At 53.1% G+C, this 14,397-nt stretch carries 10 protein-coding genes and 3 pseudogenes; 9 read left to right on the forward strand and 4 right to left on the reverse strand.

The features are described 5' to 3' along the window. The first annotated feature begins 90 nt into the window (after positions 1-90). A complete protein-coding gene (locus tag AC2FJ5_RS00080; RefSeq protein WP_496691418.1) occupies positions 91-657 on the forward strand; it encodes a recombinase family protein in 567 nt (188 codons plus the stop codon). Between the two features lie 46 nt (positions 658-703). Here AC2FJ5_RS00080 and AC2FJ5_RS00085 read toward each other — a convergent pair whose 3' ends face one another. Both AC2FJ5_RS00085 and AC2FJ5_RS00090 read right to left on the reverse strand, forming a co-directional pair. Then, the gene (locus AC2FJ5_RS00085) at positions 704-1,657 is read right to left on the reverse strand and encodes a helix-turn-helix transcriptional regulator (RefSeq protein ID WP_496791950.1); all 954 of its coding nucleotides are present in this window, start codon (positions 1,655-1,657) and stop codon (positions 704-706) included. A 454-nt stretch (positions 1,658-2,111) separates the two neighbouring features. After that, a pseudogene (locus tag AC2FJ5_RS00090) lies at positions 2,112-2,578 on the reverse strand (IS6 family transposase); the annotation flags it as partial. Positions 2,579-2,756: 178 nt separating this feature from the next. On the opposite strand from AC2FJ5_RS00090, the pseudogene budA reads away from it, so the two are divergent. Next, positions 2,757-3,551 (forward strand): annotated as a pseudogene (gene budA, locus AC2FJ5_RS00095) (acetolactate decarboxylase). 123 nt (positions 3,552-3,674) lie between these two features. Next, complete coding sequence (locus tag AC2FJ5_RS00100) at positions 3,675-5,327, forward strand: NAD-dependent malic enzyme (protein WP_496791951.1); 1,653 nt, start codon at positions 3,675-3,677, stop codon at positions 5,325-5,327. Positions 5,328-5,424: 97 nt separating this feature from the next. Here the strand turns inward: AC2FJ5_RS00100 and AC2FJ5_RS00105 are convergent, their stop codons facing one another. Continuing rightward, the gene (locus AC2FJ5_RS00105) at positions 5,425-6,648 is read right to left on the reverse strand and encodes a YbfB/YjiJ family MFS transporter (protein ID WP_496791953.1); all 1,224 of its coding nucleotides are present in this window, start codon (positions 6,646-6,648) and stop codon (positions 5,425-5,427) included. Between the two features lie 145 nt (positions 6,649-6,793). Here AC2FJ5_RS00105 and AC2FJ5_RS00110 point away from each other — a divergent pair. Next, positions 6,794-7,000, forward strand: a pseudogene (locus tag AC2FJ5_RS00110) (isochorismatase family protein); the annotation flags it as partial. A 357-nt stretch (positions 7,001-7,357) separates the two neighbouring features. After that, the gene (locus AC2FJ5_RS00115) at positions 7,358-7,681 is read left to right on the forward strand and encodes a hypothetical protein (RefSeq protein ID WP_496791954.1); all 324 of its coding nucleotides are present in this window, start codon (positions 7,358-7,360) and stop codon (positions 7,679-7,681) included. A 218-nt stretch (positions 7,682-7,899) separates the two neighbouring features. Here the strand turns inward: AC2FJ5_RS00115 and AC2FJ5_RS00120 are convergent, their stop codons facing one another. Next, positions 7,900-9,204 carry a tetratricopeptide repeat protein gene (locus AC2FJ5_RS00120; RefSeq protein ID WP_496791955.1) on the reverse strand — a complete coding sequence of 435 codons (1,305 nt, stop codon included), beginning with the start codon at positions 9,202-9,204 and terminating at the stop codon, positions 7,900-7,902. Between the two features lie 135 nt (positions 9,205-9,339). Between AC2FJ5_RS00120 and AC2FJ5_RS00125 the strand changes: the two genes are divergently transcribed. The 4 genes from AC2FJ5_RS00125 (at position 9,340) to AC2FJ5_RS00140 (ending at position 14,332) form a co-directional block, all read left to right on the forward strand. Then, a complete protein-coding gene (locus AC2FJ5_RS00125) occupies positions 9,340-9,618 on the forward strand; it encodes a hypothetical protein (RefSeq protein ID WP_142639695.1) in 279 nt (92 codons plus the stop codon). 1 nt (position 9,619) lies between these two features. Continuing rightward, complete coding sequence (locus tag AC2FJ5_RS00130; protein WP_142639693.1) at positions 9,620-11,257, forward strand: sulfatase-like hydrolase/transferase; 1,638 nt, start codon at positions 9,620-9,622, stop codon at positions 11,255-11,257. Positions 11,258-11,359: 102 nt separating this feature from the next. After that, the gene (locus AC2FJ5_RS00135) at positions 11,360-13,027 is read left to right on the forward strand and encodes a sulfatase-like hydrolase/transferase (RefSeq protein WP_142639690.1); all 1,668 of its coding nucleotides are present in this window, start codon (positions 11,360-11,362) and stop codon (positions 13,025-13,027) included. Between the two features lie 60 nt (positions 13,028-13,087). Further along, a complete protein-coding gene (locus AC2FJ5_RS00140) occupies positions 13,088-14,332 on the forward strand; it encodes a DUF3179 domain-containing (seleno)protein (protein ID WP_496788971.1) in 1,245 nt (414 codons plus the stop codon). Positions 14,333-14,397: the final 65 nt, after the last annotated feature.

Here is a 14,397-nt window from a genome sequence, read left to right on the forward strand (position 1 = left end):
TGTCGTGCAGAACTGCGTGCAATAAAACGGTCATAAATGCGTGCAAAAGTCAAGAACTACTGTGATCCAATCCTACGAGACTGATTTAAAATGGTAAAAATCGGATATGCGCGGGTATCATCGAAATGGTACCGAAGTGAGGTTCAACTCAGCGAGCTTAAACGTCAGGGATGCGACCGCATATGGAGCGATACCGCGCAGGACGGGACCAACCGAGGCGAAACGCTGGAGGAATTTCTGGCGGATGTTTCGGCTGGTGACGTAATCGTCGTGTCTCGTCTGTCTGCGATTGCTGACTCGATCGCAGAGCTATTCAATCTGTTAGAACGGCTTCACGAAAAAGGAGCGGCATTTCGGTCAATGTCTGAACCCTGGATCAATACCGCAGACGGGCGCGCGAGTATGGTCTTGGAAGTACTAGGCGGAGTCATCGACTATGAGCTTGGGTTGGCTGACTTGGAAAGCCGTGCAGTGGAAGATCGGCCCAAATCCTTCGGCCTGAGTAAAGGACGACCACAAAAACTGAGCGCAACGGAACGCGAAGAGGCGATTTCCCTGCTATCGATGGGCAAGACTGCGGCAGAGATCGGTCGTATGCTGGGTGTGAGCAGATCCACAATCTCTCGGCTCAAGACTGCGCAAGCCGAACCCGGGTAAGAGAAATTATGTGTAATTTGCGCCTCTGCGCTTTTTCAATGCGAATTCAAAGATACCTGACCCACAATCTTTGATCACGGTTATACCCAAGTTCTTCGACCATCTTTTTTGAACTCAAGTTGAACTCTCTTGCGAGGTCTGTGATTTGGGCGGACCGAAAACTATCAGTGTTTCGAGCGAGTCCGCCGTCGTCAAAGGCGATCAACTCATGGGACCTGCCGCCCCAACGGACGATCCCACCACACAGCCGCTGATGTTCTGGATTGACTATTTCTGCCACGGGGTCGGCAAAGAAATCGCTCCATTTGAGGATACCGGTACTGACAGCTCGGGCAACCGCCTGTTCGATCGTCCGACTCTTGAGCTTGGTAGTGATGGAGGCAGTCAGAACATCGATCGTTCTCGAAGCGTGCCCCGTTTTCCTGGCAATGACAGTCGGTTTCAAACCCGACGCGAACATCTTCAACACATCCAGCTCATCCGCAGACAGGGAATCCGATGGAAAGTTGAATACGGTTTCTATGACATCAAGGGCAAGCAGATGCAGGACCTGCGCTTCCTGGCGTAGGGCAGGGAGCTTTTTCGCGATCAAGGCGCTCCACTCAGGACGAGCCATATTGGACGTGACGGTAAACACGCCGCGCTCGCCAAAAGGGTTGATCACCGGAATGGAAAGACCGTTTTGTCCTACTCCAAACCTTCTGGCCGCTTGAAAAAGCGCTGCATAGTCGGCTTGGTCGTCGAACACTGCCCAGTCGATTGGTGCGATAATTTGGGCGCCGAAACGAATGAGGGGATCGGCCAAAACGAGATTGTTGTCGACGTAATACTTGGCCCATTCCTCTGGAAATGTAGTGCAGCCATGAACGACATTATGATGCTTGTCGATGTGGGCGTAGGAGGCGTTTTCAAATCCAAACTTTTGGCAAATTTCCAGAAGAAGAGCTTCCCCAGATTGCCAGAGATCCAGTTCAGAATTGCCAATATCTGCAATTTTCATAGATCGTCTTTCTGTCCTGCGTTGCCGTCGGGGCGGAGTAGCAACCTAAAACTGAACTAACTATTCGGGAATTCCCGTAGCCAACCGAATATCTGAATACGGGTCTGTTATGGGGACGGTAACAGAGCGGAAAGCCGCTGATGAGACACATGAAATTGACTAGCTGGCAGCGCAAAACTCGTCACGGCAATAACCGTTTTTGTGGTCTTGCGCGGTTCAGTTTCCGTAGGTCGTGGGCATCTTGAGCGTGTGATCTAAGCCCATCCGGCGTCATGTATTTCATCTTGTCAGCACGCGGCCAGGAACGAAATTCAGCCTTCATTTCGTCGACATCTGCAGCAGGGTAGGGGAGCGCAAAAAGCGCCGCTAGGGCTATGTGTCAGATAGCGATAAAGCCGTGAGCGATCACCGCGCAGCAAAAAGGTTCCTGAGACGGAACGCAGATGGTGAGATCATGTCGATGGTGATCCGCGTGCGGCGCAAGATCGTAGATTGGCTTGAAATAGCTTCGCAACTTATCCGTGATCACGACACGGGGTTTGCCGAACTGCGAGATCAATCGCTCTAATAACGCCTGGCCGCCTTGGCGTTTCGCTGTGGTTGGACAAGAAAATCAAGGGTATTCCCATTCGCATCCACTGCCCGCCAGAGTCGGCATTTCCAACCGGTGATCGGTAAACAACTTAGTGCAAATGCCATTTGTCGGTCGCCTTTGGCCGGTCCCGCTTGATGCAGTCGGCGAAATGACGGCCAAAGCGGTTAACCCATTGCCGGGCTGACGATTACACTGCGCTCAGCAAGCAAATACTCGACAGTGGCCGTGCTGTGGGCGAAACGGTGATAAGCCCATACAGCTTAGGCGATGATCTCGCGGGGAAAGTGAAAGCCCTTCCGGCGCGGCATTGTCCGTGGCGTTCTCATGATGATCGGTTATCCCGGCGCAATCCCACGATCATCTTTGCAATGCCCGATGAAGCTGTAAATTATCAAATAATCTCTTGTGTTGCCCGATCTCGAGAGGCACGCGATACTGGAAAGCAAGACAGTTTCGAATGGTCGAAAATGTATAGACGCCAGGCAGATAGATTGGTGAAACAGCATGCGACAAGATAAAGAGCTTACTTTTGCAACGGCCCTGGCTAGTCATTCCAGAGAACGGGGTTTCCAATCGGAAAAACATGCACATGAGTATTATCAGGCTTCGTTGCTGAGCGCAGTCATGCAGGGCGTTTACGACGGGACCGTTTCTATCGAACAGCTGCTGGAACATGGAAACTTTGGCCTGGGTACGTTCAATGCGCTCGATGGAGAAATGATTGTGTAGGATGGCGTTGCCTATCGCCTCGACGGGAATGGCAATGCTTCGGTCGCAAGCGACAAGGCTCTGACACCTTATGCTGCCGTCATCAATTTCGAACCAGCGGTTTATCGATCTTTGGACAGAGAAACACAAAAGGATGCTCTTGAGGCCCAGCTTGATGCATTGGCGGAGGCAAGAAACCTGTTCTATGCCGTTCGATTTACCGGCGACATTAAACACATAAAGTACAGAAACGTTCTACGGCAGGAGAAACCATACAAACCTCTGCTGGAGGTTGTAAAAACGCAGGCTGAGTTTGAGCTGAACAACGTCGAGGGGACAATTCTGGGTTTTCGATGCCCGGATTATGCCGTCGGGATTGGCGTCCCGGGTTACCACCTACACTTTATTTCCAGCGATCTGAGCAAAGGAGGACACGTCCTGGATTACACTTTGACCAACGGTCGAATAGAAATTGATCATACGTCTTCTCTGCATCTTGAACTTCCAGAAACCAGATCATTTTCAGACGCCAATCTGTCTGCAGGCGCTTCGGCAGACAAAATCCTAAGTGCAGAGAGTAACAATACTTAAGTACTTCTATGCAAGATGGTTAAATGCAACCGTGCTCTAAGTTCGTTGCAATTGCCGTTTTATAATGCTGACTTTACTGGACGTCGCGTGCAAACAGTGCGTGCCGATCCGAAAGGGTAACCTATGGTCGATTCCGGTCCTGTAAATTTACAGTATTTGACAAACCCACTCCTGAACAAAGGTACTGCCTTTTCTCTACACGAACGAGAAAAGCTCGGATTGCTAGGCCTTCTTCCGCCACACATCGAAACGCTCGAAACCCAGGTAGATCGTGCCTATGCCGCCTTTGAGCGCGAAGAGACACCGCTGGACAAGCATGTCTATCTGCGTGGCCTGCAGGATGATAACGAGGTTCTGTTCTACGCTCTGTTGGTGCGGCATCTGACCGAGATGATGCCGATAATTTACACACCCGTTGTGGGTGACGCCTGCAAGCAGTTCAGTGAAATCTATGATCACCCACGCGGATTTATCATTTCGTACCCAGAGCGTGGCCGGATCGATGACATACTTGAGAACGCCATCCTGCCCTCTGTCGAAGCCATTGTCGTTACCGACGGAGAGCGGATTTTGGGTTTGGGTGATCAAGGCGCGGGCGGTATGGGAATTCCGATCGGAAAGCTCTCGCTTTATACCGCTGCAGGCGGGATAAGCCCGTCTGTAACGCTCCCGGTGGTATTGGACGTCGGCACCAACAATCAGGAACGGCTGGAAGATCCCCTTTATATTGGCTGGCGTCATGAGCGCATCACCGGGGATGACTATTTCGAGTTCGTCGATCTTTTTGTGCAGGCGGTAAAGCGCAAGTGGCCGGATGTGTTGCTGCAATTCGAGGATTTTGCACAGCAACATGCGGCACCCCTGCTTGCGCGGTATCGCGATCAGCTCTGTACATTCAATGATGATATCCAGGGCACGGCTGCGGTAACGGCAGGCACTTTGCTGGCTGCCTCAGATGTCACCGGCATTCCGCTAAAGGATGCTACCATCGCGTTTCTTGGAGCGGGATCAGCGGGAGTGGGTATCGCAGAACAATTAGTTCAACTCATGATCCGGCAAGGACTATCCGAAACCGAGGCGCGTGAGCGCGTCTACATGGTGGATCGAAATGGCCTGTTAACCGATGCGATGACAGATCTTCTGCCGTTCCAGAAGCAGGTTGTCCAACCCCTCAACAAAGTGGGGAGCTGGTCCAATGGTGAAATTTCCCTGCTGGATGTGATTAATCAGGCCAAACCCAATATTTTGGTGGGTGTCAGCGGTCAGGCAGGCTTGTTCTCTGAAGAAATCATCCGTGCAATGGCGGCTCAGACTGATCATCCTGTCGTGCTGCCGCTGTCGAACCCGACATCACGAATTGAGGCCGCGCCCGCAGATATTATCGACTGGTCAGGTGGCCTTGCAATAGTCGCCACCGGAAGCCCGTTTGATCCCGTTGTCTACAACGGCAAGACGCACCATGTCGCGCAATGCAATAATTCTTACATTTTCCCGGGTATGGGCTTGGGTGTGCTGGCGGCAGGAGCGCGCCGAGTCACTGATGGAATGTTCATGGCCGCCGCCGAGGCCTTGGCTGCATTATCGCCTGCGAAGTCCGATCGCACCGCAAGCCTGCTGCCCGATGTGGAGGACATTCGCCAGGTCAGCAAAGCTATTGCATTTGCCGTTGGTCAACAGGCGCAATCGGACGGGGTTGCGCATAAATCCTCAGAAAATGACCTGAAAGCGGCGATAGAGACGAAGTTCTGGATCCCGCACTATGAGGCAATGGCCTGAAGCAGACCCGCGCTGGAGCGACCAGAGCGCTATTCTTCGCGCAGTCAGAACCCACCTAGTCTGTTGTAGTGAATGAGCGCAGTTCGGAACAGGACGGTTACGCCACCGCACGCCCGAGTGGTTTTTGAATCGCAGCACAAAGGGCACCCACCAGCAGGACAGCAGAGGCCACTACAAGGCTATCTCCAATTTCTCCGGTTATGTCTCCGATGACGCCGGCTCCGATCGGTCCGAGTGTCTGTGAGATAGCGAAAACAACTGTAAAAAAGCTTACGGTTGCACCCCAATCCTGCTGATCCAGATTCTGGCGGACAAAGCTGGTGACAGCAGTGGGCGGCATAAAGACCGACAGCCCAAACACGAGCGCCGACATGATCAATCCATATCCGTTTGGAACAAGGATCGGCAGGGCTGAACCACAAGCGACGCCGGCTAAGATCAACGCCAATGGCGTCCCAGAAGCGAAGCGGGCTAATATCCCACGCCAAACAAATGGCGACGCCATAATGCTGAATCCAAGGATCATCCACGTTGCCGTGGTCAACAGGACACTGGAATGCTGCTCCTTCATCCAGACAGCGATGAAAGTTACGTAGACTATGTAACCCAACCCAAACAGCGCGTATCCGCTGAGTTCGCCTAACATCCTGCGCACCGGAGGAATGGAAGGAAGCGCTGCGTCGTGCTCGGCTTTGTTTAGCTTTGTGGACGCCCAAACGGAAAATGGACAAATGATCAGAGCTGCAATCCCAACTCCGATCCACGCCCAGTCCCAGTATTGCGGCCCGAAAACGTCCAGCATAGCCGGAAGGGTTGCACCACATAAGGCGATACCAAACCCACCGCCGCCGCCAAAGTACAAGGCGATAGCCAGTGCATTCCTTCGTGCGCAGTTCTGGAACAGAGATGCCGCCAGAACGCCGCCTGATACAAAGGAAAGAGCGCCGAACAACCCGACCAATGTACGACAAGCGGTTTGAAATACGAGGTCCTCATTTAACCCGGTTATTAACAGACACAGTGCGGTCGCCACAGTGCCGCCAGCAAACAGCCGTGACGGCGAAATATGGCGGATCAGGAAAAGTGTTAGGATTGCACCCATTATGTAGCCAATCGAATTGGCGGTGTTTAGCCAACCAGATTGAGTGAGGTTCCAGCCGAGGCTACTTTTCATTGATGGTAGAATTAGGCCGTATGCAAAGCGGCCAAAGGCGTTGGATATGCTGACGCCAAGCGCAAGGCCCAGCAATATGAGCCAAGGGTTAGTAGTTTTTGCCGAAGTCATGAATTTTCTTCCAGGTTGAACAACACCGTGCCCCATTGTGGGTGGCTGTGCAATCTCAACAGATCCAAGTCAGCCCCGTGCGGCTTAACCTGAGAAACAGCAGATTGAATATTCTCAACAAGTTGCCGCGCTGCTTTCGTCTACGCTATGTGAGTTCAACTGAGCAACGACCTGCCAGTTTGGATGGCCGGGTGTTGAGCTTGCTTCAGAGGTCGCTCGACTGCGAGACGACATTCTGCTTCGTCGCAATCGTCTGTCGGCTTTTCAGTCGGCACCTCCGAGTCACCTGACTCCTGGTGAAACGCTGTACGTTTGTGGCATTTCGACGAGCATATGCGTGTCGTCGACGGCCATTGCGGGCGAATCTATCAACAATCTCTTACAATAGCACGCCACCACGACCGGGAACCGCTCGAGAAACGCAAACCTTGCGAATGCTGCGATCGGTCGTCAACGACCGCTTTGGGGAAGCTGCACTGCGGCGCTAACCAAGCTCACGAACGCCAGGTATGTGCCCGTCCGGGAATTCTGTTTGAGGTGGGGCAGGGGATAATGCTGCACCGGCTGTGACGGCCGCTCTGAGCCCAACGTCACGAATGCTGCGCTTTGCGCGAGCGTCCGCTTTTCACCGGTTGTCCAAGAAGCAGAACTACAGAAATACAAATCTTCCAACTTGCATCGCGATGTTGGATCGGCTACGGGACGGTTATGTGAGGATTCTCTTCCAAACTCTCTGAGGTGTATTGTGACTGCTTTGACAGTCGCACTCATAGCTGAGGGCTTTGCGCATCGGACAGCTCCCACGTCTACGCCCCCGGAACTCACCGCCTATATCGCAGCAGGCGGGCAGTTGAGCGGCATCTGCAGAAATATAGATGGCGACAGCGCACCAGTGACCGTTGATTGCGAAGCTTGCCGCATCAGCAACACGTCCGTTCTGCTTCAAGACAGTTGTCCACGCTTCGTACAGACCACAGCAACGCGAACTTTCGAATTTATCGCCAAACGCGTTGCCGAGCGCAATGATCTCGATCCCGCGCGTTTGACCCGCGCCCTGCCTCACGCCTGATTTCATTACCTTTTATTGAAATCAAAGATGCCCGTATCCCGCTGGATGCGGCGCGATTGTGCTTGGAGGCCGCTAAATGACTATTACCGATACACCTGCGCAGTCCGGGGGCGGCGCAAACAAACTCTACTTCGCGGCATGGCGCTGGCATTTTTACGCTGGTCTTTATGTCATTCCAATCTGAGCAAATTGATTGTGACACATCCTACTGCGTAGAATCAGGGCCTGACGGTTCCTGACCAACCCGCAGCCTTCATTGCACCGATCAGCTCTTGAACTGGCTGTGGGTCTACAAACACTCGAGCCTTCAGTGCTTCGAGAGGGAAGCTTGGCCAAGTGTCCGAAAATACTTTTGCAAGCCGCTGAGCCTCTGCTTGTTCTCCGTTCCTCCAGTGGGCTGCCATAAGGTAAGCTGCGGAAATTGGTCCGAACGGCCCACCACGCGATATTGTTTCATCAAACGTCCTGATTGCGGCAGCATAGTCTCCCGTATGGAACTGAGCCGCACCCAATGCATTGTCAAATACAAGTCCCCCTCCTTGTGGGGCCAGGGCTCTATATCGCGCTGATTGAGACAAAACTCGTTCAAAATCAGATGTATAAAGGGAAATCAAGGCATCGAATTCAGCAGCATGTGAATCATCGGGTGCCAAACCTACGGCCCGTTGGGATAATCGAACTGCGCTATCGTAATTGCCCACCCCAAATTCAAACCAGGCTCGCGCTGAAAGCGGCCATGCTGCATCCGGAGCCAATTCCAAAGCATAAGCACTATTCTTGTCGGCCGCGTGCAAAAACTCATCAGAACCGGGATCGCCAGATTTCATGATGGCGAACATGGTTTCGACCTGAGCAGCGCCAGCATACCCCCCGTAATAAAACGGATCTCGTTCAATTGCTGTTTGGAATATCAACAACGCTGGTTGAAGGCGTGCCAAATCTGTAACCGGAAAAATCAGATCCCGGCCAGCATTGCTTAGGTTCATTGCTTCGACGCGGGCTGGCGACACGTCGTAGATCGCAGCTTTGCCAGTTATTGGAGCAACAGATTGCGAACCGCGGCCGATCAGAACACCGACTAGAATACCGGCTACTAGAAGTGAAAGCGAAATAACGACTGCGTAAGCCTGTTGCCTTCCGCGTAATGGTTGTCTGCTTCGATTGGAGCCCGGCAAAAACTCGGGTGCGTAACTTCCGACAGGCAATGAGATTACCAATTCGTCAGCAATCCCGTTACTTTCATAATAAGCTTGGAGTTTTCGCCGAACACGTCCCGCATCCACGCGTACGACGCCTTCGCGTTTCAATAGCTCATCCGCGTCGTATCCATAAACATCCATCGCAATGGTTTTGGCGCGTATCTCGTTGGAACGACCCTCGAGCGATTCCATCACAACATAAGACAGAAAAGACCGCATGCGGGCGGACCCTTTGAATTCATCTGACTTCTGAACCCTATCCAACGCATCGCGCACCTGCTCGGCCGAGAACTGTTGAGTGTCATTCTGTTCCTGATCGTCCATGCTGACGGTCAAAGAACTATCCTTTCGCAATAAGGGTTTGTCGCCATGGTGCTACGGTAGCATGCGGCTTTATACGTTCAATACATATTCTGTTGGATGCATGCTTGGCAAACGAATGCCTGAAGGGTGCTGCCAATGACGGATGATGAGTTCTTTGAATCCCAATTTCCCGAAGCGGGTCGCCTGCTGCAGGACCTGCGGGCAAAAGACCAAGAGTTTGATCGAATTTGCCGCGACTACAAAGAGGTCTTCGCCGAACTGGCGGTGCCGCCAAGGTCGCAGTCTGTTCTTCAGATGCGCTATCTCGCCGATCTGGCAGAAAGCCTTTCGGACCTGCGCAGCAGTATTGACGGACGGTTGCAGGCGCATGGCCTTGATTCGGAATCGGTACGGAACAAAGATTTGGAGGTTTGACATGAGACTTAGATACATTTTGCCTGCGTTGTTGATTGGTGCCGGCTCCGCGCTTGCTCAGGAAACCCCGATTGTTCATGATGGCGAGTTCGAATTCCTTCGCGCGCAGTTTGGTGAGGCATGGGATGCGCAAGACGTTGAAGTCGACGCCAAGCTGACCGAAATTCGTGCGGCCAATGGCGGCAAGCCTCCTAATTTCCTCTACATCTTGATCGATGATGTAAGCTTTGGTCAGATGGGTGACCGCAAGATGAATTACGTCATGGGGATCGAGACACCCAGCATCAATCAGTTGGCTACCGAAGGCATGTCGCTGATGCGCATGTATACCGAACCCTCTTGTACTCCCACACGTACCGCCATGCTGACGGGGCGCCACCCAATACGCGCCGGTGTCGAAGAGGTCAAAGTGGCTTTGGTTGGAGAAGGTCTTCCGACCAGCGAAGTGACACTGCCGGAGATACTGAAACAAGTTGGCTACAATACGGCGCATATCGGCAAATGGCACCAAGGTGACATTGAGCAATCGTACCCACACAATCAGGGATTCGACTGGGCCGCATTTCCACTACACCAGCAAGTGCAGCTGAGCCTCATGATCCCCGAGGCAATGAGGTCCAACGCCATGCTCGGCTACGTGCCCGAGGGGCAGAACAATCAGTTCCTGCTGGATGAGCGCTTCAAGCCATATGGTCTTGTCACCGGTGTCGAGGCCGAAGCCGGTGGGCCCGCCCTGGAAGTAGACATGTCAGCCGGTGAGGTTTGGACGCAGGCCAAATATGAAGAGATGAACGAACGATATCAACGGCAGGCGTTGGAGCAACTCGAACGTGTAGCCTCCGAGGATGCGCCGTTCTTCTTGCAATACTGGCCGCTGTACCCGTTGAACTTCGTCTACCCGGATCAGGCAATTTCACGAAATGGCGGGTTTCATGCCGACAAGCTGCAACTGCTTGATGGATGGATTGGAGATCTCTTGGCCAAGCTTGAAGAAACCGGCACGGCAGACAACACAATTGTTGTTCTGATGGCAGATAATGGTCTGATGTATCACTATGAAGGCTCATCCGGCCTGAACCAACTAATCTATCGCGGAGGCAAAACTCAGCATCTTGAAGGCGGAGTAAGAACCGATGCGTTCATTCGCTGGCCCGGTGTGATCGAACCCAACACTGCAGCTGGCGACATCGTTCATGTTTCAGATATCTTCACCACAATGGCGCGAATTGCCGGAGCCACCGCCTTTATCCCAAGGGACCGTGTGATAGACGGCATTGACCAGACGGCGTTACTGTTGAACGGCGAGGGGAACGGTCGGCGCGACTATGTCTATGTCTACGAAGGTCCTGTCTTGCGCTCGGTCGTTAAACAAGAATTCAAGATGCACCTTCCTGCCCCTGGTCAACCCGGCGCGGCTGCTCCAACCTATAACATCTATCGGGACCCTCGTGAGGAACACCCGTTGGTTGGCTACTCGCTTTGGGCCGGTGCATCTTTTCAGGATATGATAAAGCGCCACCAGAAGATGATCGCCAAATATCCACATTCAGAGATCGGCAAAGGTACCCCCTATGAGGGCATCGAAAACCTGCGTCCGGAAACTGAACTGACCCGTGATGTATTCATGAGCTGGCAGTGACGTCGCAAATTTAAGTAAATATTTGAATATAACGATGTTAAAAGTGGTTAACGCATCTAAGATCAAACACCGAAGCTCGGCTTCAAACCTGGGGGAGACGGAATGAAACTACAATGGCTTCTGGTTTTTTGTGCAGGCGTTACGGCACCACCTTTGCAGGCGCAGGAAGACCCAATTCAACACGATGCCGAATTCTATATTCTGCAGGCACAACATGCAGAACAATGGGCACAGGATGATACCGCTGTTGATGATGCTCTGGCCGCTTTTCGTGACGGTAACAATGGGCAGCCCCCAAACATAGTCAGCGTTCTGATCGACGATATGGGCTTCGGCGACATGGGCATCCCCGAGCTAAACGCTGTGCGAGGTTATGAAACGCCGAATATCAACGACTTTTCCGATCAGGCGATGCGAATGGTGCGCATGTATACTGAACCTTCGTGCACGCCGACCCGCGTGGCACAAATGACCGGGCGGTTGCCCGTACGCATGGGTATGGGCGACACAACGGTGGACATTGCCGGGTTTGGCTTACCGGAAAACGAGGTCACCTTGGCCGAAATTCTGAAACAGGCGGGTTATGCGACCAGCCATGTCGGCAAATGGCACATGGGCGATATCGCCGAAAGCTGGGCGATGAATCAGGGTTTTGACTATGCCCAGCACGCCATCCACCAACAGGGCCAGCTGACGATCTTCAATGATGATGCGATCAAAGAACAGGTCTCGGTCGCGATCCGTGACTATGACGACAAATATACGCTGGACGGCTGGTTCCGGCCGGACTCTGCCGCGATGATGACAGTCATCGAAGGGGAAACCGGCGGGCCCATCCGCGAAATTCGCATGGAAACCGGCGAACGCTGGAACGCTGCGAAGTACGATGAGATGAACCAGGGGTTTCAGGACAAGACGATGGAAGAATTGGATCGCCTAGCAAGTGGTGAAGACCCGTTTTTCTTACAATACTGGCCGATGATCCCGCTGGACAACACCCGTGCCGGGCGGTCGGGGCCAGAGAGCGTTAATGGTGGCCTGTATGTGGACAAAATGCAGTTGCTCGATCAGTGGTTGGGCGACTTGTTCGCGCGGCTGGAAGAGTTGGGCTTGACGGAAAACACTGTGGTTGTGGTCATGGGTGACAATGGCCATTTCACCAAATACGCGCCGCAATCCGGGTTCACCCCGCTGATCTATGCTGGCGGCAAAGGTGACACGACCGAAGGCGGTATCCGAGTTGACGCCTTCATCCGCTGGCCCGGTATGATCGAGGCTGACGGGTTGCTTAACAGCATCATCCATGTCTCGGACCTCTATACCACTTTGTCGCGCTTTGCCGGAGCAGATCAGTATATTCCGCGGGATCGCCTTGTGGATGGGGTGGACCAGTCGGCCGCCTTGTTGTTCACCGATGAATCCAAATCTCGCCGCGATCACGTCATCGTCTATTCGGTGAACAAGCCCGAGGCGGTCGTGAAAGACCAGCTAAAGCTGAAACTGCCGGGACCAGGCGAAAGCGCCATTCTTGCAAAGTTCTTTGATCTCTATCGGGACACGCGCGAAGAATACTCGGTCTCGACCGAGGTTGGCGCCTGGGGAGGGCAGGAATTCGCACGGATTTTGGGCCGCCACATGGCCCGCAAAGAAAAATTCCCTGATACCGCGCCCGCCTATGGCGTGCCCTATGAAGGGATCGAGAACATCCGCCCCGAAACCCAACAGGCAGTTGAGGCTTTCATGATCAAGCGCGCGTCACCACAGAAGTAAGCCTAATCCTTCGCAATAAACCTGTGAAGGACTGTGTTAATCAAGGTCGAGGGTCACAGCATGTTTGGTAGCATAATATTCGCACTGGGATTGATTGTGTCTCTCGGCATCGGGTTTGTCTATTTTCGCGATCTGGGCGACGTCTCTCAAATGCTGCTGAAAGTAAAGCGCGAGAATATGGTGCGCTTTATCCGCAATGAATATCGCCTGATCGGTATCGGACTTGGCGGGTTCGCAGCGGCAACACTTGCGCATTTCCTTTTGGGCGGTGGCCCTTTCTGGCTTTGGCTCATAGCGGCTGTGCTTACTCTTCTTCTTTATGGGTTTCCCTACGTTTGGGTGCATTTGGGTCTAAGGAACCAGCTCAATGACGCACAGTACTTTCCAATTAAAGAAGCCCGCAAATATGTCGGACCAACTGCGCCCGTCATTGTCATCGAAAACAACGGCCAAGCCCGCGCGCACCCGGATGCGCAGATTATGCGCCCTCATCTGGCCGGGAATGTAGATGGCTTGGGTGGCGAAGACGTGGTCATGACCTATTGCGCTATGGCCAATCTGGGTCAGGGTTACATTCCGCGAATAGAAGGACGACGGTTGAATCTCGAGGTTTTGGCCCAGCATGGCAATAACCTAATCCTGCGCGATAACGACACGGGCGAGCCGATCCAGCACATCTATGGTTTCCGCGAGGCGGACCGCGACCCTAACTCCGACGGTCCTGCCTGCCCCCTTCGACCCGAAGCGCAAATGGAGCCCTGGCCAACCTTTCGAATGACGTTCCGCGGGTTTCAGAAGGCCTATCCTGACGGTGAGGTATTTCTGAACAAGCCATCCCCGAACCCATTTTTGCGCCTGCTGGATATGATGACCGAGATCACGTTTGGCTGGGGCATCGGACGCCAGCATCAGGAAGACGCGCCCGTGATGGACAACATGGATCGTTCAGACGATCGGTTACCAAATAAAACCTACGTTTGGGGAATTACGATCGGTAAGGATGCGGTTTGCTGGACTGATGATTTCATCGTCGAGAACGAGTGGATCGTGAATGCCAATGTCGGCGGACGAGATGTCGTGGTCAGCTTGGATCCAAAGTATGAAAGCCTAGGCGTTTGGTACAACGACTTTGGTCAACCTGTGAGCCATTGCGATTTTTGGGGCCATTCAGATCAGGGTCAGCTAAAACGTGTCGAAACCCTGCGCGCAGGCGCATTCTGGCATGTCTGGTCCGAGTTTTTCCCGAACACAGATATTAATCGTGTCGGCAGCGGTTCGATGGCAACCGAAGGAGCTGTAGAATGAGGCCCATGGCCAAACAACCACAAACCAAAGACCATTTATTCAAACTTGATTGTTTGACGGGAGGG

Source organism: Ruegeria sp. CDSA221, from assembly GCF_059611825.1.